We start from the raw sequence: 25,021 nt of genomic DNA on the forward strand, positions 1-25,021 counted from the left end.
ATTTAACCTTTCTGTACAATCCGCGCCGCTCAAATTTGCCGGGCAGGGCGCTGCTGCTTGAAACGGCGGGGCTGTGCTTGCCTCCGGCAGAAGGGCTCGGGAAGTCGAGCACTGCGCCCAAGCTTTGCCTTGGCCTCCTGCCTTCGGCCTGATTCAGTTTTGCTTACACCTAAAGGGAATTTTTAAGAGAATTTTTATGCTGCTCCGATCACCGTTACCGCTTTCTACTGTTTACCTGTTTACCGCATCGGCCTTGCTCTTGATCTCTGCTTCGGTTTCGGCCGCCGGCCAAGAAGAAGCTACCCGCTCTACAGTGCTGCCCGATATTGAGGTATCCGCCTCTGCCAATTTGCCGGTCGGCCAATCCCGCCTCAACCAGGAAAATATCGACCAACAGCAGGCGGATAATGTGGCTTCGCTTTTGGATATGCTGCCGGGAACCTCGATGTCGGGTTCGCCCCGTCCGGGCGGGCAAACCCTCAATATCTGGGGTTTTGGCGACAATGAAGACATTAAAGTCAGCATAGACGGTGCCGAAAAAAACTTTGAGCGCTACCGTCAGGGATCGGTCTTCGTCGAGCCGGAACTGCTGCGCCGCGTAACCGTTGACAAAGGTCCTTTCGACGCTGCACGCGGCAACGGCGGTTTCGGCGGTGCCGTGCGCCTGGAAAGCCGTGATGCCCGCGATTTTCTGCAGGACGGCAGACTATTGGGCGGACTGGTGAAAAGCGGCTACCGCAGCAACGACCGCCAATGGCAAAACAGTGCGGCTTTTTTTCTGCAAAATCCTTCAGGTAGCCTGGATACCCTGCTTTATGCATCCATCAGGCGCGGCGAAGACATCCGTACGCCCTCAGGCGACAGCCTGCCTTTTTCCGCCAACGACCAAAACAGTTTCTTGTTGAAAACCAATTACCGCCCATCGGCAGAACACTCGTTCTCCCTTTCCGCCCTCTACGGCAGCCACCGCGCATGGGAACCGTGGGCGGCCAAACGCGGCGAGTTGACCGCCCCTTCGCAAAGAGACATCAACCGCTACGGTGAACACGAGGCATGGCGGCGCAAATTGGTCTACCGCAACCAAAGCGACCAAAGTTATGCGTTCAAATACCGCTACACCCCCCTCGACAATCCTTGGCTGGATTTGACCCTCTCCCTTAACCACGCCAAAACACGGCAACACGACCGCCGTCCGGAAAGCACCTATTCGTCTTCATCTTTTTTGGGCAGCATGGGACATGAAAGCCATGCCGCCTATCAAGACACATCTTTGGAACTGGCCAACACCGCCCGTTTCAGCACCGGTTCGGTACAGCACCGCCTACAAACCGGCATCCGCTTCAACCGCCATGTGCGCGATGCACTGATGACGGATAAAAGCAGCTCCCGCATCAATAACCCCCAATACAATTACGGCACCTTCCAGCCTTACTATATGCCTTCGGGCAAACAGCAGCACAACAGCTTCTATATTAAAGACGAGATGCGCCTCGGCGACTGGACGCTGACCCCCGCACTGCGCTACGACCACGTCCACAATCAAGGCGAGGGCAATTTGGCCCCCATTTATCACACTCCGGCAGCCGGGCACGACTACCGCAGCCGCAGCTACCGCAACTGGTCGCCGTTTCTCGGTCTGACTTGGCAGGCGCAACCGGGCATTCTGCTGTTTGCCGACGTCAGCCGCAGCCACCGCGCACCGCTTATCGACGAACAATACGAAGTCCAATCCGCCACCAGCACCGCTGCCGGCAGCAGCCCTAGCCTGAGTACGGAAAAGCTGACTGCGCTGCGTATCGGCAGCGTCATGCGTTGGCAAAACCTGCTGCACGATGACGACAGCCTCCAACTGCGCACCACTCTGTTCCATATGCGCGGCCGTGATGAAATCTTCAAAAACCGGGGGATTTTCTGCCGCGAACAAAGCAACGGTGCCTCATCCGCTGTCTGTGCCAAACCGATTCCCAACTACCGCAATCTGCCCGGCTACACCATACGCGGCGGCGAACTGGAAGCATATTACGAAGCCGAGCGTTGGTTTGCCGGCCTAAGTTATTCTTTTATTAGCGGCAAGCGCCAAGCTTCTCCGCGCAACCCCTGGCATGAACAAGACACTTGGTTGAGCGAGATTCCGCCACGTAAAGCCACCGCCACCCTAGGCGTACGTTTCCCCGCACAAGGCTTGACCCTGGGTTGGCGGGGCGAGTTTGTCCGTCGCCAAGACCGCTCCCCCACCGACGGCGATCCCAAAGCCGGTTCCTGGAGTTTGCCCAAATCGCGCGGCTACGCCCTGCACGGCCTGTTTGCCGCCTGGCAGCCGCCGCATTGGCAGGCACTGACCGTCCGTCTCACCGCTGACAATATCTTCAACCGCCGTTATGCGCCTTACCTCGGCGAGCTTGTCAGTGGCGTGGGGCGAAACATCAAAGCTTCCGTCGCTTGGCGCTTTTGATCCCGGCTTGCCAAGGTATCCGGGCTACCTGAAAACGGCGGCATCCGCTTTCAGGTAGCCTGATTTATTCATGATGTCTTTGAATGATTTTTAATCTGTCTGATTTTGCGCACAAACGGCAAAAATAAGCTACAATCGCGCCGTTTTATTGACGGCTATCGAAAAATAAAGGTTCAAGCTATGCTGACAGGCAGTTTGGTTGCCATCGTCACCCCGATGAAAGACGACGGCAGCATCGACTACGAACAATTTGCCCAATTGATCGACTGGCACATCGAAAGCGGTACCGATGCCATTGTGGCCGCCGGCACCACCGGCGAAAGTGCCACTTTGAGCATGCAGGAGCACATGGCGGTGATCGAGGCAGCCGTCAGCCATGCCGCCGGCCGTATCCCCGTGATTGCCGGCGCGGGTGCCAACAGCACCCGCGAAGCCATCGAGCTCTCCCAAGCCGCCCGCCGGGCGGGGGCGGATGCCACCTTATCGGTGGTTCCCTACTACAACAAACCTTCCCAAGAAGGCATATACCGCCACTTCAAAAGCATTGCCGAGGCCGTTGACATCCCGATGATTGTCTATAATGTTCCCGGCCGTACCGTGGTGGACATGAATAACGAAACAATTTTGCGCTTGGCCGAAGTGCCCAATATCATCGGCGTCAAAGAAGCCAGCGGCGACATTGCCCGTGAAATCGAATTGATTAACCAAGTGCCGGCAGGCTTTGCCGTTTATTCCGGCGACGACCCCACCGGCATGGCTTTTATGCTCAGCGGCGGTCACGGCGTGATCACGGTGGCGGCCAATGTGGCGCCCAAATTGTTTGCCGATATGTGCCGTGCCGCTCTGGCCGGCAACATCGCTGCCGCACGAGAACTCAACCGCCGCCTGATTCCCGTGTACAACGTCATGTTCTGCGAACCCAGCCCGGCCGCACCCAAGTGGGCCTTGTCCCGATTAAACCGTTGCGGTGCATTTTCCCGTTTGCCCATCATCGAGCTTTCCGAAGCCGCACAACAACAAGTTAGTGCAGCCCTACGCGCGGCACAACTGATCCAACCGTGAAGGAATTCTGCATGAAATCGTTGAAACTGCCTTTTGTTTTGCTGCTCAGCGGCACATTAACCGCCTGTGCCTCCGACGGCGAACAGCCAAAATTGGATTACCAAACCAATAACCAACGTGTGGTCAGCTTGGACGTGCCGCCTGATTTGACCAACCCCAACCAAGGCGACCGTTACGCCCTGCCGGCCGGCAGCGGTGCCGTGCGCGCCAGCGATCTGGCCCGCGCCCGCCAAGCCTCTGCCGCCAATGCTAACAGCCCGGTATTGGCCGAAGTGCGCAACATCAGCATTCAACGCGAAGGCGGCGAGCGCTGGCTGAACGTGGGCAACAAAACTCCGGCCCAAATCTGGCCGCTGCTGCATGCCTTCTGGCAAGAGCAGGGCTTTGTGATCGCCCGCGAAGAGCCGGGCATCGGCCTGATGGAAACCGATTGGGCGGAAAACCGTGCCAAACTGCCGCAAGACGGCTTGCGCCGTCTGTTTGACCGCATCGGTTTGGGCAGCGTGTACTCCACCGGCGAGCGCGACAAGTTCACCATCCGCTTGGAGCGCAACAGCAAAGGCGGCACCGATGTTTTCTTCTCCCACCGCGGCATGAAGGAAACCTATGCCGACCGCAACAAAGACACCACCATGTGGCAACCCGCGCCGCGTGATGCCGATTTGGAGGCTGTCTTCCTCGGCCGTTTTATGCAGTATCTGGGTGCCGACGAACAGCAGATCGAACGTGAACTCAGCCGCCGCAGCACCGCCCAAGCCGGTGAGTTGGCCACCCTAGAGGGTAACCAAGTGCTGGTGCGCGGCGAACAATCACGCAACTGGCGCCGGGTCAGCCTGGCACTCGACCGCATCGGCCTGAACATCACCGGTGAAAACCCGCAACGCCATGCTTATTTGGTTCAGGTAGCCCCGGCAGAAGGCGAAGCGGTACGCAATGAGAAGCCCGGCTTTTTTGCCCGCCTGTTCGGCAGCAGCCGCCCCGCCGAGCCGGAAAAACTGCCTGAATTTGTGGTGGTGGTGGCGCCTCAAGCCAACAACACAAGCCGTATTTCACTGGCTAATAAGGATGGCAGCCCTTATCAAGGCAATGATGCCCAAGCTTGGCTGCGCCGCTTATATCAAGAGTTGCGTTGACTTATTTTGCTTCCCGACAGCCTTTAATGCTTTAAAGGCTGTTTTGTTTTGAATTTTTCTTTCAGGTAGCCTGTATGTCCCCCGCCCGCCGTTATCTGTGGCTAACTGCCTTGTGTACCTTATTGTTTTTGGTTCTTTTGCTCATCGGCAGCTGGCTGCTGCTGGAAAAACAGACCGCTTTGGCCGTGGTGTCTTTTGTTGCCGCCTTCGGTAGCATTGGCGGCCAAATGGCGTCATTGGCCCTGTTTTTGAAACACAAACACCGCCAAGCTTTGTTGAAAGCGCGCAATCAAAATAAGGAGCACAAGCTGTGAAATCAGTGGTTTTGGCCAGCAATAACAGCGGCAAAATTCGGGAGTTCAATGCACTGCTGGCTCAGGCCGGTTATCAGGTGCGGCCGCAAGCGGATTTCGAGGTGCCGGAATGCCCCGAACCCCATCCAACTTTTATTGAAAACGCCTTGGCCAAAGCCCGCCATGCCGCACACTACAGCGGCTTGCCGGCCTTGGCCGACGACTCCGGCATTTGCGCCCCGGCCTTAAACGGCGCACCCGGCATCTATTCCGCCCGCTATGCCGGCGAGCCCAAATCGGATACGGCCAACAATGCCAAATTGGGCGCAGACCTGGCCGGCAGCGCCGACCCAAGCGTGTATTATGTGTGCGTATTGGTTTGGCTGCAGCATGCAGAGGATCCGACCCCTGTCATCGCCGAAGGCCGCTGGTACGGTCAGTGGCTACCTGAAGCCAGGGGCGAGCACGGTTTCGGCTACGATCCGCATTTTTATCTGCCGGAATACGGCCAAACCGCCGCCCAACTGGCACCCGAACTGAAAAACCGCATCAGCCACCGGGCGCAGGCTTTGCAACAGCTGCTGGCCCGCATCCGCTCTTCTCCGTCAGCCCCTTGAACAATATGCCGACAGATATGCCACGGGGAGAGTGTTTTGATTGCTTAGTGGCGGTTTTACCTGAAGAACAGTTAATTTAAATAATCGAATTTAGAATTGATTGAAATGGATTAAATACTAATAAAAACAATATTTTAATAATTATGCTCATTATAAAAAAACGCCGCTGATTTACAGCGGCGTTTTGGCGGGGAAACGGTTATTTAGCAACCGATTGATCCACCCGTTCACGCAATTCTTTACCGGGTTTGAAATGGGGAACGTATTTTTCCGGTACGTTCACTTTTTCGCCGGTTTTGGGATTGCGTCCGACACGGGCCGGACGGTGGTTGAGATCGAAGCTGCCAAACCCACGAATTTCGATGCGCTGGCCGCGGGCCAGGGAGCGGGTCATGGTGTCCACCAAAACTTTAACGCTCTGCTCGACATCTTTGGCGGCCAGCTGGGTATTGCTGTTGGCAGCAATATATTTTTCAGCTAAACGAACCATCAACTCTGATTTGGTCATTGCCGCATCCTTATTCGTTGTCGCCGCCCAGCTTGGCTTTCAGCAGGTCGCCCAGGCTGGTGGTGCCGGCGCTGGCAGAAGAAGCCGCGTTCACGGTGTTCAGTGCGTCGCGGTTTTCTTTGGCGTGTTTGGCTTTCACAGACAGTTTGATGCTGCGGTTTTTGCGGTCTACGGTAACGATGACGGCTTCTACTTCGTCGCCTTCCTTCAGCTTGGTGGTCAGGTCTTCCACGCGCTCGCTGTCGAACTCGGAGGCCGGCAGGTAGGCGGTTACTTCATCGGCCAGGGCGATTTCGGCGCCTTTGGCTTCAACAGACTTCACGGTGCCTTTCACCAGGGAGCCTTTGTCGTTCACGCTGATGTAGTTGCCGAAGGGGTCGCCTTCCAGCTGTTTGATGCCCAAAGAGATGCGTTCTTTCTCCACATCGATGGACAGGACCACGGCTTCCACTTCTTCGCCTTTTTTGTATTTGCGTACGGCTTCTTCGCCGCTTTCGCTCCAAGAGAGGTCGGAGAGGTGTACCAAGCCGTCGATGTTGCCCGGCAGGCCCACGAATACGCCGAAATCGGTGATGGATTTCACGGCGCCTTTGATTTTGTCGCCTTTGTTAAAGCCGGCTTCAAACTCTTCCCACGGATTGGCTTGGCATTGTTTCATGCCCAAGCTGATGCGGCGGCGGTCTTCGTCGATGTCCAGAATCATCACTTCTACTTCGTCGCCCAGTTGCACGACTTTGCTCGGGTGGACGTTTTTGTTGGTCCAATCCATTTCGGAAACGTGCACCAAGCCTTCGATGCCTTGTTCGATTTCCACGAACGCACCGTAGTCGGTCAGGTTGGTGACTTTGCCGAACAGGCGGGTGCGTGCCGGATAACGACGGGCCAGGCCGTTCCAAGGATCTTCGCCCAGCTGTTTCATGCCCAAAGACACGCGGCTGCGCTCTTGGTCGAATTTCAGTACTTTGGCTTCTACTTCTTGGCCGACTTCCAGCACTTCGCTCGGGTGTTTCACGCGGCGCCATGCCAGGTCGGTGATGTGCAGCAGGCCGTCGATGCCGCCCAGGTCCACGAACGCGCCGTAGTCGGTAATGTTTTTCACGATGCCTTTGACAACGGTACCTTCCTGCAGGTTTTCCAGCAGGGCTTGACGCTCTTCGCCCAGGGTTTCTTCCAGCACGGCACGACGGGAAACGACCACGTTGTTGCGTTTTTTGTCCAGTTTGATGACTTTGAACTCAACTTCTTTGCCTTCGAAGTGGGAAGTGTCTTTGACCGGACGCACGTCCACCAAAGAGCCCGGCAGGAAGGCGCGGATGCTGTTGATCATCACGGTCAGGCCGCCTTTGACTTTGCCGTTGATCACGCCGGACAGGATGTCGCCGTTTTCCATGGCTTCTTCCAAAGTGATCCAATCGGCTGCGCGTTTGGCTTTTTCGCGGGACAGTTTGGTTTCGCCGAAACCGTTTTCCACAGACTCGATGGTCACGGTCACGAAATCGCCGACTTTAACTTCCAGTTCGCCTTGGGCGTTTTTGAATTCGCTCAGATCGATCAGGGATTCGGATTTCAAACCGGCGTTCACGATCACGTATTTGTCGGTGATGTCCACCACTTCGGCCGTGATGACTTCGCCTTGGTTCATTTCCTGTACGGCTGAGTACTCTTCCAATAACTGGGCAAAATTTTCCATGTTATGCATTTCTTTCATACACCGCCAAGGGGTGCGGGGTTGGGGTGGAGAAAAGTCTGCCGCCCTTGGCACGGCAGACGGAAAATCTGGGCGCTTTTCCTGCCGTTTGGCAACGGCAGGCGCACAAAACGCGGCATTGTACCTTAATTTGTCTTTTGTCGATACCAATCAAGCACTTTTTTTACTGCTTCTTCAATGCCCATGGCGGAGGTGTCCAACCATTCGGCTTCAGGTAGCCTGTGCAGCGGTGCGGCGGCGCGGTTGCGGTCGGCTTCGTCGCGGGCTTCGATGTCGGCCAGAATGCGGGCGAAAGCTTCGCCTTCTGTGGGCACGCCGAGTTGGCGGGCGCGCCGTTCGGCGCGTACCGGTGCGGAAGCGGTGAGAAACACTTTGAGCACGGCATCGGGAAACACCACCGAAGCCATGTCGCGGCCGTCTGCCACCAGGCCGGGGCCGGTGAGGAAGTCGCGCTGGCGTTGCAGCAGGGCGGTACGCACGGCAGGCAGTTTTGCCACGGCGGAGGCGCCCATACCGATGGCTTCGCTGCGGATGGTGTCGGAAACGTCTTCCTGATTCAGCCAGATGCGGCCGTTGTCAAAGCTTGCGGGCAGGGCTTGCGCCAAGGCGGCGACGGCCTCTGCGTCGGCCCAATCGGTGTTTTGCTGTTGGGCATACAAAGCGGTCAGGCGGTAAAGGGCGCCGGAATCGAGGTAGTGCCAGCCTAAGGCTTCGGCCACCCGCGCGGCGACGGTGCCTTTGCCGGAGGCGCTGGGGCCGTCGATGGCAATCACATTTTGTACCATATTGTGTCCTTGAATCAGGGTGGCCGATGCGGCGCTTGGGCATCGGCAAACAAAAGAAACAGGCCGCAATGGGTGCGGCCTGTGTGTGGATGTGGTGGGCCCGGTGGGGTTCGAACCCACGACCAAGGGATTATGAGTCCCCTGCTCTAACCCCTGAGCTACAGGCCCGGTCAGAAGCGAAGGCGGCATTCTACCGATTCGCCGAAGGGCTGACAAGCAATGGCGGCTTTCAGGTAGCCCGAAGCCTGGGTAAGAGGCTGAGACCTTTGCAAAACCCCCATCTGCGGCGCATTTCTGCGTTGTGTGCTGCTTACTCGCTTGCCTATCTATATGATATGTCTGTCCCACAGGGACTCCTTCGTTCGCCTCGCTGCGCTGCTACGCCTTGAACTGCATCCACATCTGGGGGTTTGCAAAGGTCTCAGGCTGAGAACGGGCATTGCGGCTCCGTGCGTTGTGCCCGAAGGCCACTGTTCGCGCAAGAATTGGAGACGTTTACCCCGTTGCGCCGCTATGCCTTGAACAGTATCCGCAGCTGGGTGGCAAAGGTCTCAGCCTGGGTTTCAAAAGCCTGTGGATTGCTCAGACAGGCAGAGAAGGGGGTTACGGTTTTTGTTCTTCGCTGTCGAGGAAGCTCTTCAGGCGGTCGCTGCGGGAGGGGTGACGCAGTTTGCGCAGGGCTTTGGCTTCGATCTGGCGGATGCGTTCGCGGGTAACGTCGAACTGTTTGCCCACTTCTTCCAGAGTGTGGTCGGTGTTCATGTCGATACCGAAGCGCATGCGCAGCACTTTGGCTTCGCGTGGCGTGAGGCTTTCCAGGATGTCTCGGGTGACGTCGCGCAGGCTGGAATACATGGCGGCGTCGGCCGGCGCCACATTGTTGACGTCTTCGATGAAGTCGCCCAAATGGCTGTCGTCGTCGTCGCCGATGGGGGTTTCCATGGAAATCGGTTCTTTGGCGATTTTCATGATTTTGCGGATTTTGTCTTCCGGCATTTCCATCAGTTCGGCCAGTTTGGCGGCATCCGGATCTTCGCCGGTTTCCTGCAGGTATTGGCGCGAGATGCGGTTCATTTTGTTGATGGTTTCGATCATGTGCACCGGAATGCGGATGGTGCGCGCTTGGTCGGCAATCGAACGGGTGATGGCTTGGCGGATCCACCAGGTGGCGTAAGTAGAGAATTTATAGCCGCGGCGGTATTCGAATTTGTCCACCGCCTTCATCAGGCCGATGTTGCCTTCCTGAATCAAATCGAGAAATTGCAGGCCGCGGTTGGTGTATTTTTTGGCGATGGAAATCACCAAACGCAGGTTGGCCTGAATCATTTCCTGCTTGGCAGCGGCGGTTTCTTTTTCGCTCACCACCATGTTTTTGCTGATTTCTTTCAGTTCTTCAATCGAAATCTGCGCCTGTTTTTCCAAGTCGGCCAATTCGGTTTGTTTTTCGATGATGGCGTATTGGAAACGGGCCAACGCTTCGCTCCACACGCGCTTTTTGGCGATTTCTTCTTCCACCCAAGCCAGATTGGTGGGTTGGGGCAGGAAGCTGGCGATGAAATAATCGCGGTCCATGTGTACGCGGTCGAGACAGATGTCGCGGATTTCGCGTTCCAGACGGCGGATGTTGTCCACCCGTTTGCGCAGGCTGCTGCTTAGGGCTTCGATCTGGCGGGTGGCGAAACGGACGTTTTGCAATTGGTCGGCAATTTCGCTGCGCAGGGCCAGATAGTTGGCATGGCGGCTGTCGTGCTTCTTCAGCACGGCCACCATTTTTTTGTAAGAGCCGGCGATGCCTTCAAAATGGTTGAGCACTTTTTGCTTGAGTTCTTCCAGATTGGCGGCGCTAATGGCGCTGCTGTCGCTTTCCTCTTCGTCGTCGTCACCGTCTTCATCGCTGTCTTCGTCGAGATCGGCCGATTCGCTGCTGTCTTCTTTGGCGGCCACGCCGATGCCCAGTTCGTCGAGCAATTCTTCGTGCGGGTCGATGATGTCTTCCACCACTTCATCTACGCGCACTTCGTCTTTGCGGATTTTTTCCACCAGTTCGAGAATTTCGGCCACTGAGCCGGGGCAGGCGGAAATGGCCTGAATCATATTGCGCAGGGCGGTTTCGATTTTTTTGGCGATGACGATTTCGTCTTCGCGTGTCAGCAGATCCACCTGGCCCATTTCGCGCATATACATGCGCACGGGGTCGGTGGTGCGGCCGAATTCGGAATCGGCCTGCGACAGCGCGGCCTCGGCTTCCGCCACCGCGTCATCGTCGGTCATGTTGGCGGTGTTGTCGCCCATCAGCAGGCTTTCGGCGTCGGGCGCTTCTTCGGTTACCTGGATGCCGAGGCCGGAGATCATATTGATGATGTTGTCGATCTGTTCGGCATCGGCCGACATTTCGTCGGGCAGGGCGTCGTTGATTTCGGCGTAGGTGATGTAGCCGCGCTCTTTGCCCAGCAGAATCAGCTGCCGCAAACGCGCCCGCTGTTCTTCGGGCGTCAGCGGGCGGTTACCGTCTTGTTCGTCTTCGGAGACGTGGTTGTTCAGTTCGGACATAAGGCTCTCGTGTTTCTCTTGAAAAGGGTTGGGGAACGGCGCGGCCGTTTACCGGCAGGGCTACCTGAAAGCGGTTTCAGGTAGCGCCTGCTTGGGGGGGATGCCTCAACAGACCCAGCAGCAGTTTTTTTTCGTCTTCGCTCAAGCCGTGCGTGCTGTGTTTGCGCTTTAACGCTTCGATTTGCCGGTGTCGCAGTGAGTGCATCAGTTTTTCCATCCCCAAGCGGAAATGGTGCAGTTCGCGGTCGCTGCCGTGGTCGAACTGGGCGCTGTCGCCGCCGGCCTGCACCACTTTGTGCAGGCTGTCCGCATAGGGGCTGCGCCGTATGGCTTCCATGATTTGGGCGCTCGAGGGCGTGTGTTTGCTGTGCCTGATATAAGCGGCCATGGCAGCCAGGCAGGAAAGGTCTTCGCCCAAATCCAGGTGGTCGGGCAGGTCGATATATGTAGCCCATTGCGGATTTATCAATAGGCTGCGGATTTGTTTTTGCGCCAGCGTGAGCATTTCCGGCTGACGGAAGGTTTGCCGCGGCAGGGTGTAGCGCTGTTGGGCCACATGCCGCTTGGGGGCTTCCTGGCCCATCAGGTGGGCGAGGTTGGCGGGGTCGATGCCCACCATGCCGCTCAATTCCTGCTTGAGCAGAAAAGCCAATGCCGGAGCGGTGATTTGGTTCAGCAGCGGCGCGGCGCGTTTGACCAGCTCGGCCTTGCCTTCTTGGGTGTGCAAATCGAGCGGTTCGGTGAGCGCTTCCCAAAAATAGGCCGATAAGGGCTTGCTCTGGTTGAGCAGGGCGTCTTCGAAACGCTGTTTGCCGAATTCGCGCACATAGCTGTCGGGGTCGTGCGTTTCCGGCAGAAACAGGAAATGCAGCGATTTGCCGTCTTTCAGTTGCGGCAGGGCGTTTTCCAGGGCGCGCCAAGCGGCTTGGCGGCCGGCGCGGTCGCCGTCGAAGCAGAAATAAATGCTGTCGGTTTGGCGCATCAGGATTTTAATGTGCTCGGCGGTGGTGGCGGTGCCCAAGGCGGCGACGCAGTAGCCGATGCCGAATTGGGCCAGCGCCACCACGTCCATATAGCCTTCCACCACCAAAATCCGCCCTGCGTCTTTGATGGCGGCGCGCGCTTCGTAGAGGCCGTAGAGATTTTTGCCTTTGTCGAACAAAGGCGTGTCGGGCGAATTGAGGTATTTGGGTTTGCTGTCGTCCAACACGCGGCCGCCGAAGCCGATGACCTGCCCGCCGGTATTGCGGATGGGGAACATGATGCGGTGGCGGAAACGGTCGTAATGTTTGCCGTCTTTTTCCAGCACCATGCCGCTTTCCACCAGTTCGACGGACGGATAGGGCTGAATCTGACGCGCCAGCGGCTGCCAACCTTCGGGTGCATAGCCCAAGCCGTAGTGGGCGATGATCTCGTCGGAGAGGCCGCGGCCTTTCAGGTAGCCTTGGGCGGCGCTGCTGTCGGCCAGTTCGCGGGCATAAAAGCCGGCCGCCTGGGCGGTAACATCTTCCAGCGTCTGCTGCTTTTTCTTGCGCTGCGCCCGCACTTCGGGGCGCTCCTGATGTTTGCTGCGCGGCACCACCAGGCCGACGCGGTCGGCCAGATACTGCACGGCTTCGGTAAACGACAAGCCCTGGTATTCCATCACAAAGCCGATGGCCGAACCGTGGGCGCCGCAGCCGAAGCAGTGGTAAAACTGTTTGCTCGGGCTGACCGAAAACGACGGCGACTTTTCTTTGTGAAAAGGGCAGCAGGCCATGTAGTTGGCGCCGCCTTTTTTCAGCGGCACCTGTTCGTCGATGATGTCGACAATGTCTACTTTGGCCAACAGTTCGTCGATAAATTCGCTGGGTATCATATCGGGCGGAAGATAAGCAGGCAGGCTGAGGCCTTTGCAAAACCCCCATCTGCGGCGCATTTCTGCGTTGTGCGCTGCTCGCTCGCTTGCCTATCTTCATGATATGTCTGCGCTCGCTGTGCTGCTACGCCTTGAACTGCATCCACATCTGGGTTTTTTGCAAAGGCCTCAGGCTACCTGAACGGTTCCAGGTAGCCTGATTCGGGCAAAACGGCTTTATTCGCTGGGCGGCACGTATCCCTGAACGGCGTCGGCGCCTTCGCCGAAGAAGTAGTTTTCCATCTGCTGCGCCAGGTATTGGCGCGCGCGCGGATCGGCCAGGCTGAGGCGGTTTTCGTTGATCAGCATGGTTTGGTGGCGCGTCCAGGCGTCCCACGCTTCCTGCGATACGTTGTCGAAAATGCGTTTGCCCAATTCGTTGGGCAGCGGGGCGAATTTCATGCCGGGGGCTTCTTTGCCCAGCTTGATGCAGTGAACCATGCGGGTCATGAGGGTTTCCTTTTAAGTGAATCAGGGCTTGAGACCGAGTACGTCCTGCATGTCGAACAGGCCGCGGGGGTGGTGTTGCAGCCAGACGGCGGCGCGGACGGCGCCGGCGGCGAAGGTCATGCGGCTGGAGGCTTTGTGGGTGATTTCCACCCGTTCGCCGTCGGCGGCGAAGAGGGCGGTGTGATCGCCGACGATGTCGCCGCCGCGCACGGTGGCAAAGCCGATGGTGCGCTCGTCGCGCGCGCCGGTTTGGCCTTCGCGGCCGTACACGGCGCAGTCTTTCAAATCGCGGCCGAGGGCGTGGGCGATCACTTCGCCCATGCGCAGGGCGGTGCCGCTGGGGGCGTCGATTTTGTGCCGGTGGTGGGCTTCGATGATTTCGATGTCGTAGCCTTCGTTCAAAACGCGGGCCACGGTGTCGAGCAGGTGGAAGGTGAGGTTGACGCCGACGCTGTAATTGGCGGCGAACACAATAGCGGTTTGCTCGGCGGCGCGGGCGATGGCGGTTTTGCCGGCTTCATCGAAGCCGGTGGTGCCGATGATCATTTTTACCCCTCGTTCGGCGCAGCGGGCAATCAGGCCGGCGGAAACGTCGGGGCGGGTGAAGTCGATCAACACATCGCTGGCGGCCAAAACGGCGTCGGTGTCGCTGCTGATCACGATGCCGGTGTTCAGGCCGACGGCATGGCCGGCATCTTGGCCGAGGGCGGGCGAACCGCTGTGCTCGAGGGCGCCGCTGAGGCGGGTGTGCGGGTGGCGGCAAACGGCCTCCACCAGCATTTTGCCCATGCGGCCGTTGGCGCCGGCAATGGCGATGTTTAAGGGTTGGGTCATGATGCTTTACTGAAGTATGTGCGCTGGCTCAGGCTACCTGAAAGCGGCATCGGGCGGATGCCGCAACCGCGTAGGGATGCCGGAGCGCTTATTGGGCGGTTTCGCTAGCGGGGGCGTTTTGTTCTGCGGCCTGCTGGCGGATGTGTTCCAGCACATCGCCTTCGGCACGCGCCAAGCCGCCGTTTTCGTCGAAATGCAGGGTCAGGTTTTTACGGTCGCGCACCACGCCGTTGCGGCTGATGTTGAAGGTGTAGTCCCAGCGGTTGGCGTGCAGGGGGTCGCGCAGCAGCGGGGTGCCGAGCAGGTGCTGTACCTGCTCTTTGCTTAAGCCGGGGCGGAGCATGGAGACGGCCTGCGCATCCAGTTCGTTGCCTTGGATGATGGTCAGTTTGTAGGAAGGGAAATGGGAAATGCGTTCGGAGCCGCAAGCGGCCAAGCCCAAGCAGGCAGCCAACATCAGGCAGACGGATTTATTCACGGAATCACCTTTCGGTCAGTCGGACAAGGCGCACCGGCAAGCAAGGCCGGGTGCCGCAGGCAAACGCCGCCGTTGAAATTTGCTATGGCGTCCGCAGACGGTGCGGCCATAGTGGGCAAGCGCGCGGAAAGTGCGTATTATAGCGGCTATTCGCCAACTGTGAACCGAGATTGATTAAGGCTTATGGAAAATAACAATATCGCCCAATTGAAAGACAGCGGCCTGAAGGTCACCGGCCCGCGTTTGAAAATCCTCGATCTGTTTGAAACTTATCCCGAAGAGCATTTGAGCGCGGAAGACGTTTACCGCTTGCTGCTGGAAGAAAAAATCGAAATCGGCGTGGCCACGATTTACCGCGTGCTGACGCAGTTTGAGCAGGCCGGCATTTTGCTGCGCCACCATTTCGAAACCGGCAAGGCGGTGTACGAGCTGAATACCGGCGGCCACCACGACCACATTGTCTGCATCAAGTGCGGCAAGGTGACCGAATTCCACAACGAAACCATCGAGAAGCTGCAGGATCAGATTGCACAGGAAAACGGCTACCGCATCGTGGACCATGCCTTATATATGTATGGCGTGTGTACCGATTGCCAGAAAAAAGAAAAGCGTTAATTGTAAAATAGTTGCAGGTTTCAGGTAGCCCGATTCAGGCTACCTGAAAGCATTTTACTACCGGATAAACCATGTGGAATACGCCGTTGCTGCCGCCCGAATGTTTTGAGTTTCCTGATCCCGGACCGGCTATTGCCCATAACGACGGCCTGGTGGCAGTGAGCGCGGATTTGCAGCCCGACCGCCTGTTGGCCGCCTACCGGCAGGGCATTTTTCCGTGGTTTGCCGAGCAGGGTTATTTTTTCTGGTTTGTGGTGGCGCCGCGCACGGTTTTGCTGCCGCCGCATCTGCACATTGGCCGTTCGCTGGCGAAAACCCTGCGCCACAAAGCCTATCGGGTAACGGTGAATCACGATTTCGAGGCGGTCATCGCCGCCTGTGCCGCCGTGCCGCGCCCCGGCCAAGACGGCACTTGGATTGCGCCCGAGTTTCAGGCCGCTTATACCGCCCTGCATCATCTCGGCCATGCCCATTCGTTTGAATGTTGGTATCCCGACCGGCAGGGCGGTTGGCAGTTGGCCGGCGGTTTTTACGGCGTGCAGATCGGGCGGGTGTTTTACGGCGAATCGATGTTTGCCGCGGCGGCCGATGCTTCCAAAATCGCTTTTGCCTGCGCGGTGCCGTTTCTGGCCGGTTGCGGCATTGAATTGATCGACTGCCAGCAGGACACCCGCCATTTGGCGCGCTTCGGCTCGGAGCCCATGGATTTTTCTGCTTTCCAAGCCGCTTTGCGGCGCCTGAATGCTTTGCCTTTGGAAGCGGTTATTTTGCCCGGTACGGTGCGGGAAAACCCCTGTGCAGCCGGGCAGGCTACCTGAAAGTCATTTTTTATTGATCCATCTGTTGAAGGAAAACTGTATGTCATTACAAAACATTATTGAAACCGCTTTCGAGCAGCGTGCCGACATCACGCCGAAAACCGTCACTGCTGAAGTGAAAGAGGCGGTAGAGGAAACCCTGCGCCGGCTGGATTCCGGCGCCTTGCGGGTGGCCGAGCGTTTGGGTGTCGGTCAATGGCAGGTAAACGAATGGGCGAAAAAAGCGGTGTTGTTGTCGTTCCGCATTGCCGACAACGAAGTGCAGGACGACGGCGTGAACCGCTATTTCGACAAAGTGCCGACCAAGTTTGCCGCTTGGGACGAGGCGCAGTTTCAGGCGGCCGGTTTCCGCGCGGTGCCGGGTGCGGTGGCGCGCCGCGGCAGCTTTGTCGGCAAAAACGTGGTGCTGATGCCTTCTTATGTGAACATCGGCGCTTATGTGGACGAAGGCACGATGGTGGACACTTGGGCCACGGTGGGTTCTTGCGCGCAAATCGGCAAAAATGTGCACTTGAGCGGCGGCGTGGGCATCGGCGGAGTGTTGGAACCCTTGCAGGCCAGCCCGACCATTATTGAAGACAACTGCTTTATCGGCGCGCGTTCCGAGATTGTGGAAGGCGTGATTGTGGAAGAAGGCAGCGTGATTTCGATGGGCGTGTATATCGGCCAATCCACCAAAATTTATGACCGCGAAACCGGCGAAATCCATTATGGCCGCGTGCCCGCCGGCTCGGTGGTGGTGTCCGGCAGCCTGCCGGCCAAGGACGGCGGCCACAGCCTGTATTGTGCGGTGATCGTGAAAAAAGTGGACGCGCAAACCCGCGCCAAAACCAACGTAAATGAATTGCTGCGCGGGGTTTAAGGCCAAGGCAGATTCGCGAAAAGGTCTCAGGGCTACCTGAAAGCCTGATCTTTTAAAAAACAACCGAATATCCTTTACAGACAGGATATTCGGTTGTTTTTATCGTCGGCGCATAAGCGGAAAAACCCGTATCCGGCTTTCAGGTAGCCTCAAGCGCTTATTGCTGTTCCTGGCGTAGAGTGCGTTGGCGGCGGCTTTCGCTCAAGACCATGCCGGCGCTCACGGAAACGTTCAGGCTCTCCACCATGCCCAGCATCGGAATCGACACCAAGGCATCGCAGTGTTCGCGGGTGAGGCGGCGCATGCCTTCGCCTTCGCTGCCCATCACCCAGGCCACGCTGTCGGGCACGCTGTAGTGGTAGAGGTCGGCTTCGCCGCCCATGTCGGTGCCGACAATCCAAATGCCGTATTCTTTCAGTTCGCGCAGGGTGCGGGCCAGATTGGTGACGGTGATGTAGGGCACGGTTTCGGCGGCGCCGCAGGCCACTTTGCTAACTGTGGCGTTGAGGCCGGCGCTTTTGTCTTTCGGCGCAATCACCGCGTGCACGCCCATGGCATCGGCCACGCGCAGGCAGGCGCCGAGGTTATGCGGATCAGTGATGCCGTCGAGCACGAGCAGAAAGGGCGGCTCGTTCAGGTTTTCCAGCACGTCTTCCAGATGCACATGGTGGCGCGAAGCGTCGATGAAACCGACTACGCCTTGGTGGCGGGCGTTTTTGCACAGGCTGTTGAGCCGTGCCGCATCGGCAAAATGCACGCGTACGCCTTCGGCGGTGGCTTTTTCCAAAACATCGCGGGTGCGGGCGTCTTGGCGGCCTTCTTGGATGTAAAGCTCGGTCAGGCTTTTGGGGTTTTGCCACAAACGGGCGTTGACGGCGTGAAAACCGTAGATCAGTCGTTGGTTGGCCATGCTGGGCTCGGGGAAACGTCAAAGAGGCGCATTATACGCGATACGCGGCATGGTGTAGGTTTCGGGCTACCTGAAAAGCAGGCTGAGACCTTTGCAAAACCCTCATCTGCGGTGCATTTCTGCGTTGTGCGCTGCTCGCTCGCTTGCCTATCTAGATGATATGTCTTTCCCACGGGGATTCCTGGCGTTCACGCTCGCTGCGCTGCTACGCCTTGAACTGCATCCACATCTGAAGGTTTTGCAAAGGTCTCAGGGTTTCGGTTTCGGCCAGCGGTTTGCGCTGCCAAAAGCGCCGCGGCAGCAGGCTTGGCTGCAAACGGCCGTTGCCGAGCAGGAAGTCGATGCGGCCGCTGCGGGCGCTGGTGTGGAGGCGGATGCCGCGCGCGCTCAGGCTGTGGCGCACTTCGGCGGCGGGATGGCGGTAGGGATTGGCAAAGCCGTTGGTGGCCACCGCTGTGTGCGGCGCCACGGCTTCCAAAAATTCGACGGCAGTGGAAGAGCGGCTGCCGTGGTGGCCGAGCAGCAGGATTTGGCTGTGCAGGCCGCTGCCGTAGCGGCGCACCAATTCGCGCTCGCCGGCTTTGCCCAAATCGCCGGTAATCAGCACGGCTTCGCCGTTGGCCACTACGCGCAACACGCAGCTTTGTTCGTTGTCGGCCAGCTGTGTTTGCGGCGGCGGGGTGAGGAATTCGAACCAGACGCCGTCCCAAGTCCAGTTGAGGCCGCCGCGGCAATGGCGTGCCGCTTGGCCGGGATAAGCAGCCGGCTGGCCGGCATATAGCCGGGCGGGCGGAAAGGCTACCTGAACGGCCGCCAAGCCGCCGTCGTGGTCGGCATCGTGATGCGACGCCACCAGCACATCGGGCGGCGGCAGGCCTTGTGCCCACAGGGCGGGCAGCAGCTGTAACTTGGCGGCGTTTTCGGTGCCGGTGTCGAACAGCAGCCAATGGTTTCGGGTGCGGATTTGCACGGCCAAACCCTGGCCGACATCGTGAATGCGTATCGCAGCCGTGCCGTCATCCGGTGCAGGCGTACGGTAACAGCAGGACAGCAGCAACACAGCCGCCGCCCACGGCCGCAAACCCAAGCCGCGCGGCAGCAGGAGCACGGCCAAGGCCGCCAACACCGCCAGCCAAAAAGCGGGCGGCAGATGGGGCAGGCTGCCCACCGGCATCTGAGTGCCCGCCCACACAACGGCCTCAAGCGTGTATTCCCCCAAAGCCGCCGCCAAGCGGAGCAGGGCGTCGCCGGGCAGCAGCACCGCCAACAAGGCCAAAGGCACCAACAGCCAGGAAAACCACGGAATCAGCAGTAAATTGGCCAAGGGCGCCGCCAGCGGGACGACACCGAAAGCTTGGCCGGCCGCCCAAAAACCGAAAACAGTAACCGCGGCCTGCCCGCGCCAGAGTGCGCGCCATTTGCCGTGGCGCAGACGCTTGTCGGCGGCCCAAATCAATACCGCCACCATGCCGAAAGACAGCCAAAACCCCACGCCCAGAGCCGACAGCGGCTGCCACAGCAACACCGCGCTGAGGGCGAACCACCAGCTTTGCCAAGGCGAAGCGCCGCTGCGCCGCCACCAATGCCACACAAATATCGACAACATCAAGAGGCTGCGCTGCACCGGCACGCCGAAACCGGCCAAAGCGCCGTACGCCACGGCGGCGGCCAAACCCGCGGCCAATACCCAGCGCCTCGGCTCGGCCAAGGGCAGCGGCCACAGCAGCAAGCGTGCCAACAGGCCGGCCGCCAAAGCCGTCATGCCCACATGCAGGCCGGAAATGCTCACCAAATGGTTGATGCCCAAATGGCGGAACGCCTGCCAATGTTCGTCTTCCAAACCGCCGTAGCCGCCGGTGCCCAAAGCCCGCATCAGCGCCGCGCCTTGCGGATACACGGCCGCCACGCCCTGCCAGCGCTGCTGCGCCCGATAACGCCATTGCTGCCAACGGGTGTGCCAGCCGCGGTCCGGCGTCAGCCCGGTGCGTTCCACACCTGCCGAGGCCAAGCCGTGCAGGCCGCGTGACAGCGCCCACGCTTCGCGGTCGAAGCCGTTGTCGTTGCGTTCGCCGATGGTGGGGCGGACGCGCGCTTCTATCCGCCAGCGGCTGCCGGGTAGCCATTCGCGTTTGAGGCGGTCGCTCAGCAACAGGCGGTAGCGTCGGCCGTCTGCCGTTTCGGCAAGGGCTTCGAAACGCACTGCGTAAGGCGCTTCTTCCGCCACCGAGGCTACCTGAAACACCATTTCTACCCGTTGCGATTCCGGCTCGACCGGCCATTGCCCCGACACGGCGGCTTCAATCCGCCACACGCCGTAGAGCAAACCGGCCAGCAGCCACCAGGCGGCGCGGAAACGGCGCAGGCTGCCTGCAGCAAACAACAGCAGGCCGGCGGCTGAGAGCAGGGCAGTCAAATGCGCCGCCGGCAATAAAAATGCCGCCAGCACGCCGACCGCCCAAAAACGCCATCCGCTGCCTGCCATGTTCTGCCCGCTGTTGGAGAGTGATTGCTCGGCGGCAGTGTAAGGGAAACATGGGATGAGGGGCAAGGCATTGAAGCGGCATCGGAAGTTGGAAGCGGCTATGCAGGCTTTTCAGGCAGCCTCAAAACAAAACCACCGGCTCTGGAGCCGGTGGCATTGGTGTCAAGAGAAACTTACACGCCCAAAAACCAGAATTTGGCGACCCAAGCCACGGCCACAATCCACACCATTACCGGCACTTCTTTGGCGCGGCCGCACAAGAGCTTGATCAGCGCATAGCTGATGAAGCCCATGGCGATGCCGTCGGCAATCGAGTAGGTGAAAGGCATAAAGGCGATGGTGAGGAAGGCCGGCGCGGCTTCGGTCATGTCTTCCCAGTCGATTTCCAGGGTGCTGCGCAACATATGGATGCCGATGTAGAGCAGGGCCGGCGCGGTGGCGAAGGCGGGTACGGCCTGCGCCAGTGGCGAGAACCACAAGCAGGCCAGCATCAGCACGCCCACGGTGATGGCGGTGAGGCCGGTGCGGCCGCCGGCGGCCACGCCGGAAGCGCTTTCCACATAAGGGGTAATCGAGGATGTGCCCAAGCTGGCACCGGCGATGATGGCGGTGGAGTCGGCAAACAGGGCGCGTTTCAGGCGCGGCAGTTTGCCGTCCACCAACAGGCCGGCGCGGTGCGACACGCCCACCAGGGTGCCGGTGCTGTCAAACAGGTCCACCAAGAAAAACACGAAAATCACCGCAATCATGCTGCCGTTAAACAGCTGATTGAAATCCATCTGCATAAAGGTGGGCGCCACGCTGGGAATCGGCGCCACAATGCCTTTGAATTCGGTCAGCCCCATGCCGGCGGCAATCGCGGTCACCGCCAGAATGCTGATGATGATGGCGCCGCGGACGCGGAAATAATCCAGCACCACAATCAGGAAAAAGCCGAGCAGGGCCAGCAACACCGGCCAGTTGGGCAGTTTCACGCCTTCGTTCAGCACATACAGATCGCCCATTTTCACCAAGGTGGCGTCGCTGGCCACCACCAAGCCGGCGTTTTTCAGCGCAATCAGGGCCAAAAACAGGCCGATGCCGGCGGCAATCGCCATTTTCAAGCTCATGGGCAGGGCGTTGACCAGCATTTCGCGGATTTTGAAGAAGCTGAACACGAAAATGATCACCCCCGACACAAACACCGCCGCCAGCGCCACCTGCCAGGGCACGCCCATGCCTTTGACCACGGCAAAGGTGAAATAAGCGTTCAGGCCCATGCCTGGCGCCAACGCCACCGGATAATTGGCCAGCGCGCCCATGATGAAGCAGCCGATGGCGGCCGAAATACAGGTGGCCACAAACACCGCGCCGAAATCCATGCCGGTAATCGACAGAATACCGGGGTTGACGATGACGATGTAGCACATGGTGAGGAAGGTGGTAACGCCGGCCATGATTTCGGTGCGCACCGTGGTGTTGTGCTCGGAAAGCTTGAAATGGCGGTCAAGCCAGGAAGTGTGTGTGCTCATGAATATTCCCAATTGAATCAAAATGTAGCGAAGCGCCGGCTGCTTGGATCTGAGCAGGTTGGGCAGCGGGCGGCCAAAAGAGCGGCATTATAAACTTTCGGGCGCTAAAGTGCAGCGAAAACAGGCTACCTGAAAGCCGCCTGCGGCTTTCAGGTAGCCTGTGTGCCATGGTGTCAGCCGCCGTGTTCGCGCAACAACACTTCCTGCAGATCAATCTGCTGCTCGGCCTGTTCCGGTAATTCGGCGCGCACATAGCTGCCGTCGGGCTGCATCAGCCAGGCTTTACGGTTGTCCTCCAGCGCCAAGGTCAGCCCTTCGCGGATGACGCGGGCTTTGAGCTTGGGCGGTTCGATGGGGGTGCAGGTTTCGATGCGGCGGAAGAAGTTGCGGCCCATCCAGTCGGCGCTGGAGATGAAGGTGTCTTCGGCGCCGTTGTCGTAGAAATAGAAGATGCGCGAGTGTTCTAACAGGCGGCCGATGATGGAGCGCACGCGGATGTTTTCCGACAGGCCGGGCACGCCGGGGCGGAGGGTGCACATGCCGCGCACGATGAGGTCGATCTGTACACCAGCGGCGCTGGCTTCGTAGAGGGCGCGGATGATGCCCGGCTCGATGAGCGAATTCATTTTCGCCATGATGCGGGCGGGTCTGCCGGCTTTGGCGTGTTCGGCTTCGCGGGCAATGCGCTCGAGCAGCATTTGGTTGAGGGTGAAGGGGCTGTGGTAGAGCTTGTTTAAGCGGCTGGGCTGGCCGAGGCCGGTGATTTCCATAAACAGGGTATTCACATCGGCGGTGATGGCTTCGTCGGCGGTTAAGAGGCCGAAGTCGGTGTAGATGCGGGAGGTGCCTTGGTGGTAGTTGCCGGTGCCGAGGTGGGCGTAGCGCTTGAGGCGGCCGTTTTCTTCGCGGCGGATCACCAAAGCCATTTTGGCGTGCACTTTGTAGCCGAATACGCCGTACACCACGTGGGCGCCCACGCTTTCGAGCTTGTTGGCCCATTTCACATTGTTTTCTTCATCGAAACGCGCCATCAACTCCACCACCACGGTGACCTGTTTGCCGGCGGCGGCGGCGTTCATCAGCGCCCGGGCCAGTTCGGAATCGGTGCCGGTGCGGTAAATCGTCATCTTGATGGCCACCACGTCGGGATCGACGGCAGCCTCCTGGATAAAGCGTACGGTGGGGCTGAAGGATTGGTAGGGGTGGTGCAGCAGCACGTCCTGCTCGCGCAGCACGTCGGTGATGCGGCGTTCTTTGCGCAGCACTTTGGGAATGCTGGGTCGGAAGGGGCGGAATTTCAAATCGTCGCGGTTCACCATATCGGGCACTGCCATCAGGCGCACCAGATTCACCGGGCCGGTTACCTGATACAGCTCGTGGCGGCTGAGGTTGCATTGCTGCAGCAGGAAGTCGATCACGTTGTCGGGGCAGTTGTCGGCCACTTCCAGCCGCACCTCGTCGCCAAACTGGCGGCCGCGCAATTCGCCCTGAATCGCCGTGCGCAGATTGGTGAGGTCGTCTTCGTCCACCGTCAGCTCGCTGTTGCGGGTGAGCCGGAATTGGTAGCAGCCTTTTACCGTCATGCCGATAAACAGTTTGTGCACATAGGCATGCAGAATGGACGACAACAGCACAAAGCCGTGGTGGCCTTCGCACAGTTCGGCCGGCAGTTTCAAAATGCGCGGCAGAATACGCGGCGCCTGCACAATTGCCATATCGGAAGCGCGGCCGAAGGCGTCTTTGCCTTCCAATTCCACCGCGAAATTGAGCGATTTGTTCAGCAGACGCGGGAAGGGGTGGGAAGGGTCGATACCGATGGGGGTGAGGATGGGCAAGAGCTCGCGGTGGAAATAGTCTTCGATCCATTCGCGCTGCTCGGGCGTCCAGCTGCGGCGCGGGTAGAAGTAAATCCCTTCTTCGCGCAGGGCGGGAATCAGGGTTTGGTTGAACAGCGCGTATTGCTCTTGAATCAGGGTGCGCGCTTCGCGGCTGACGGCGGCAATGGTTTCGGCCGGCGTGGAGCCGTTGTCCAAAGGGGTGTCGGGGTTGAGCTGCTCGGCTTTTTTCAGCCAAGCCATGCGGACTTCGAAAAATTCGTCTAGGTTGGAGGAGACGATGCACAAAAAGCGCAGCCGCTCCAGCAACGGAATGCTGCTGTCTTGCGCTTGGGCCAGCACGCGGCGGTTAAAGGCGAGCAGGCTGAGCTCGCGGCAAAGAATGGTATCGGTTTCCTGCATGGTGTCACCTGTATTTTTTGGCGTGTGATCGGGCGGGCAAACGGAGCAAGGAAGGCATTTTGCACCGGCGCTTATTCTAGCATTTACCTGGCAGGCTTTCGACCGCTGCGGCACGGCAGGAAAGGCTACCTGAAATGCTTTCAGGTAGCCTGTCGGTTTGCTTTAATCCGAACAGGCCAGCAACACCCCCAAGCCGGCCAGCAGGCAGCCGATGACGCGGTTTACCGTTACCTGCCGTGCCAGCAGGGCTTGGCGCAAATGGGGCGCGGAAAGGGCGACGGCGACAAAGGCAAACCAGATCCCATGCGCGGCCGACATCCAGGCGCCGTAGCCGATCTGCTGCCACAGCGGCGTGTGCGGGCTGACAATTTGGCTGAAGGTACTGAGCACAAACAGCGTGGTTTTCGGATTCAGTGCATTGGTGGCCAAGCCGGTGCGGAAAGCGGCCGCCGCGCCCAAAGTAGTGGCCGTGCCATCGGCCTGTGCGGTCACCGGCCGGTGGCGGAAGGTTTGGATGCCCATATAAATCAGATACAGCGCGCCCAATATTTTGGCGGCGAAAAACGCGGCGGGCCAACGCTGCAGCAGCAGGCCGACGCCGAGCAGGGTGTAGGCCACATGAATCCACACCCCGCAGGCAATCCCCGCCGCCGTGAGCAGGCCGGCGCGGCGGCCGTAAAGATAGCTGTTGCGGCTGACCATGGCAAAGTCGCCGCCGGGGCTGATCACGGCCAAAACGGTGATGGCGGCAACGGCGAGTAATTCTTGCATATCGGTTCCTTTTCTTCCGTAATTGGATTTTTGTACAATCCATTCTGC

At 58.9% G+C, this 25,021-nt stretch carries 22 protein-coding genes, 1 tRNA gene and 1 pseudogene; 10 read left to right on the top strand and 14 right to left on the bottom strand.

The window, feature by feature from the left end; translation table 11 throughout:
• Positions 1-253: 253 nt before the first annotated feature.
• The 5 genes from HMPREF9371_RS00645 to rdgB all read left to right on the top strand — a co-directional run bounded on the left by HMPREF9371_RS00645 (position 254) and on the right by rdgB (position 5,557).
• Entirely contained in the window at positions 254-2,452 is a 2,199-nt protein-coding gene (locus HMPREF9371_RS00645) for a TonB-dependent hemoglobin/transferrin/lactoferrin family receptor (RefSeq protein WP_198003604.1), read from the top strand.
• Positions 2,453-2,632: 180 nt separating this feature from the next.
• Entirely contained in the window at positions 2,633-3,514 is an 882-nt protein-coding gene (dapA, locus tag HMPREF9371_RS00650) for a 4-hydroxy-tetrahydrodipicolinate synthase (protein ID WP_009117847.1), read from the top strand.
• 11 nt (positions 3,515-3,525) lie between these two features.
• Positions 3,526-4,647: an outer membrane protein assembly factor BamC gene (gene bamC / locus HMPREF9371_RS00655; protein ID WP_040659895.1), complete on the top strand. Its 1,122-nt coding sequence runs from the start codon at positions 3,526-3,528 to the stop codon at positions 4,645-4,647.
• 74 nt (positions 4,648-4,721) lie between these two features.
• On the top strand, positions 4,722-4,961 hold the full coding sequence (locus tag HMPREF9371_RS00660; protein ID WP_009117849.1) for an NGO_0222 family membrane protein: 240 nt from the start codon (positions 4,722-4,724) through the stop codon (positions 4,959-4,961).
• Entirely contained in the window at positions 4,958-5,557 is a 600-nt protein-coding gene (gene rdgB / locus HMPREF9371_RS00665) for an RdgB/HAM1 family non-canonical purine NTP pyrophosphatase (protein WP_009117850.1), read from the top strand. Before HMPREF9371_RS00660 ends, rdgB begins: the two co-directional genes overlap by 4 nt.
• Before the next feature lie 199 nt (positions 5,558-5,756).
• Here rdgB and HMPREF9371_RS00670 read toward each other — a convergent pair whose 3' ends face one another.
• The 6 genes from HMPREF9371_RS00670 to dnaG form a co-directional block, all read right to left on the bottom strand.
• Positions 5,757-6,065, bottom strand: a complete 309-nt coding sequence (locus HMPREF9371_RS00670; protein WP_009117851.1) for an integration host factor subunit beta — start codon at positions 6,063-6,065, stop codon at positions 5,757-5,759.
• A 10-nt stretch (positions 6,066-6,075) separates the two neighbouring features.
• Complete coding sequence (gene rpsA, locus HMPREF9371_RS00675) at positions 6,076-7,773, bottom strand: 30S ribosomal protein S1 (protein ID WP_009117852.1); 1,698 nt, start codon at positions 7,771-7,773, stop codon at positions 6,076-6,078.
• Between the two features lie 125 nt (positions 7,774-7,898).
• Positions 7,899-8,558, bottom strand: a complete 660-nt coding sequence (gene cmk, locus HMPREF9371_RS00680; RefSeq protein ID WP_009117854.1) for a (d)CMP kinase — start codon at positions 8,556-8,558, stop codon at positions 7,899-7,901.
• 92 nt (positions 8,559-8,650) lie between these two features.
• Positions 8,651-8,726 (bottom strand) — tRNA-Ile (locus tag HMPREF9371_RS00685).
• Between the two features lie 435 nt (positions 8,727-9,161).
• The gene (gene rpoD, locus HMPREF9371_RS00690; protein WP_009117855.1) at positions 9,162-11,108 is read right to left on the bottom strand and encodes an RNA polymerase sigma factor RpoD; all 1,947 of its coding nucleotides are present in this window, start codon (positions 11,106-11,108) and stop codon (positions 9,162-9,164) included.
• A gap of 76 nt (positions 11,109-11,184) precedes the next feature.
• Complete coding sequence (gene dnaG / locus HMPREF9371_RS00695) at positions 11,185-12,966, bottom strand: DNA primase (RefSeq protein ID WP_009117856.1); 1,782 nt, start codon at positions 12,964-12,966, stop codon at positions 11,185-11,187.
• Between the two features lie 25 nt (positions 12,967-12,991).
• Here dnaG and HMPREF9371_RS12925 point away from each other — a divergent pair, with 25 nt between their 5' ends.
• Positions 12,992-13,147: a lipoprotein signal peptidase gene (locus HMPREF9371_RS12925; protein ID WP_232203106.1), complete on the top strand. Its 156-nt coding sequence runs from the start codon at positions 12,992-12,994 to the stop codon at positions 13,145-13,147.
• A 35-nt stretch (positions 13,148-13,182) separates the two neighbouring features.
• Here the strand turns inward: HMPREF9371_RS12925 and HMPREF9371_RS00700 are convergent, their stop codons facing one another.
• The 3 genes from HMPREF9371_RS00700 to HMPREF9371_RS00710 all read right to left on the bottom strand — a co-directional run bounded on the left by HMPREF9371_RS00700 (position 13,183) and on the right by HMPREF9371_RS00710 (position 14,767).
• On the bottom strand, positions 13,183-13,455 hold the full coding sequence (locus HMPREF9371_RS00700) for an oxidative damage protection protein (protein ID WP_009117857.1): 273 nt from the start codon (positions 13,453-13,455) through the stop codon (positions 13,183-13,185).
• A gap of 21 nt (positions 13,456-13,476) precedes the next feature.
• Complete coding sequence (dapB, locus tag HMPREF9371_RS00705; RefSeq protein WP_009117858.1) at positions 13,477-14,289, bottom strand: 4-hydroxy-tetrahydrodipicolinate reductase; 813 nt, start codon at positions 14,287-14,289, stop codon at positions 13,477-13,479.
• 88 nt (positions 14,290-14,377) lie between these two features.
• On the bottom strand, positions 14,378-14,767 hold the full coding sequence (locus tag HMPREF9371_RS00710; RefSeq protein WP_009117859.1) for an outer membrane protein assembly factor BamE: 390 nt from the start codon (positions 14,765-14,767) through the stop codon (positions 14,378-14,380).
• A 183-nt stretch (positions 14,768-14,950) separates the two neighbouring features.
• Here HMPREF9371_RS00710 and fur point away from each other — a divergent pair, with 183 nt between their 5' ends.
• The 3 genes from fur to dapD all read left to right on the top strand — a co-directional run bounded on the left by fur (position 14,951) and on the right by dapD (position 17,062).
• A complete protein-coding gene (fur, locus tag HMPREF9371_RS00715) occupies positions 14,951-15,382 on the top strand; it encodes a ferric iron uptake transcriptional regulator (RefSeq protein WP_009117860.1) in 432 nt (143 codons plus the stop codon).
• A 71-nt stretch (positions 15,383-15,453) separates the two neighbouring features.
• Positions 15,454-16,200 (top strand): leucyl/phenylalanyl-tRNA--protein transferase, encoded by a 747-nt coding sequence (gene aat / locus HMPREF9371_RS00720; RefSeq protein ID WP_009117861.1) that lies wholly within the window; start codon positions 15,454-15,456, stop codon positions 16,198-16,200.
• 40 nt (positions 16,201-16,240) lie between these two features.
• Positions 16,241-17,062, top strand: coding sequence for a 2,3,4,5-tetrahydropyridine-2,6-dicarboxylate N-succinyltransferase (gene dapD / locus HMPREF9371_RS00725; protein WP_040659898.1), 822 nt, complete (start codon positions 16,241-16,243; stop codon positions 17,060-17,062).
• A 157-nt stretch (positions 17,063-17,219) separates the two neighbouring features.
• On the opposite strand, the gene rlmB is transcribed toward dapD, so the two are convergent.
• Positions 17,220-17,972, bottom strand: a complete 753-nt coding sequence (rlmB, locus tag HMPREF9371_RS00730) for a 23S rRNA (guanosine(2251)-2'-O)-methyltransferase RlmB (RefSeq protein ID WP_009117863.1) — start codon at positions 17,970-17,972, stop codon at positions 17,220-17,222.
• A gap of 91 nt (positions 17,973-18,063) precedes the next feature.
• Here rlmB and HMPREF9371_RS12930 point away from each other — a divergent pair.
• A pseudogene (locus HMPREF9371_RS12930) lies at positions 18,064-18,225 on the top strand (ATP-dependent exonuclease); the annotation flags it as partial.
• Here HMPREF9371_RS12930 and HMPREF9371_RS00735 read toward each other — a convergent pair.
• The 4 genes from HMPREF9371_RS00735 to HMPREF9371_RS00750 all read right to left on the bottom strand — a co-directional run bounded on the left by HMPREF9371_RS00735 (position 18,178) and on the right by HMPREF9371_RS00750 (position 24,973).
• Positions 18,178-20,454: a DNA internalization-related competence protein ComEC/Rec2 gene (locus HMPREF9371_RS00735; RefSeq protein WP_009117864.1), complete on the bottom strand. Its 2,277-nt coding sequence runs from the start codon at positions 20,452-20,454 to the stop codon at positions 18,178-18,180. The pseudogene HMPREF9371_RS12930 and the gene HMPREF9371_RS00735 overlap by 48 nt on opposite strands.
• Before the next feature lie 173 nt (positions 20,455-20,627).
• Positions 20,628-21,965 carry an NCS2 family permease gene (locus tag HMPREF9371_RS00740; protein ID WP_009117865.1) on the bottom strand — a complete coding sequence of 446 codons (1,338 nt, stop codon included), beginning with the start codon at positions 21,963-21,965 and terminating at the stop codon, positions 20,628-20,630.
• A gap of 173 nt (positions 21,966-22,138) precedes the next feature.
• Entirely contained in the window at positions 22,139-24,202 is a 2,064-nt protein-coding gene (gene ppk1, locus HMPREF9371_RS00745) for a polyphosphate kinase 1 (RefSeq protein ID WP_009117867.1), read from the bottom strand.
• 162 nt (positions 24,203-24,364) lie between these two features.
• Positions 24,365-24,973, bottom strand: coding sequence for a LysE family translocator (locus HMPREF9371_RS00750; protein WP_009117868.1), 609 nt, complete (start codon positions 24,971-24,973; stop codon positions 24,365-24,367).
• Positions 24,974-25,021: the final 48 nt, after the last annotated feature.

Source organism: Neisseria shayeganii 871, assembly GCF_000226875.1.
GTDB lineage: Bacteria > Pseudomonadota > Gammaproteobacteria > Burkholderiales > Neisseriaceae > Eikenella > Eikenella shayeganii.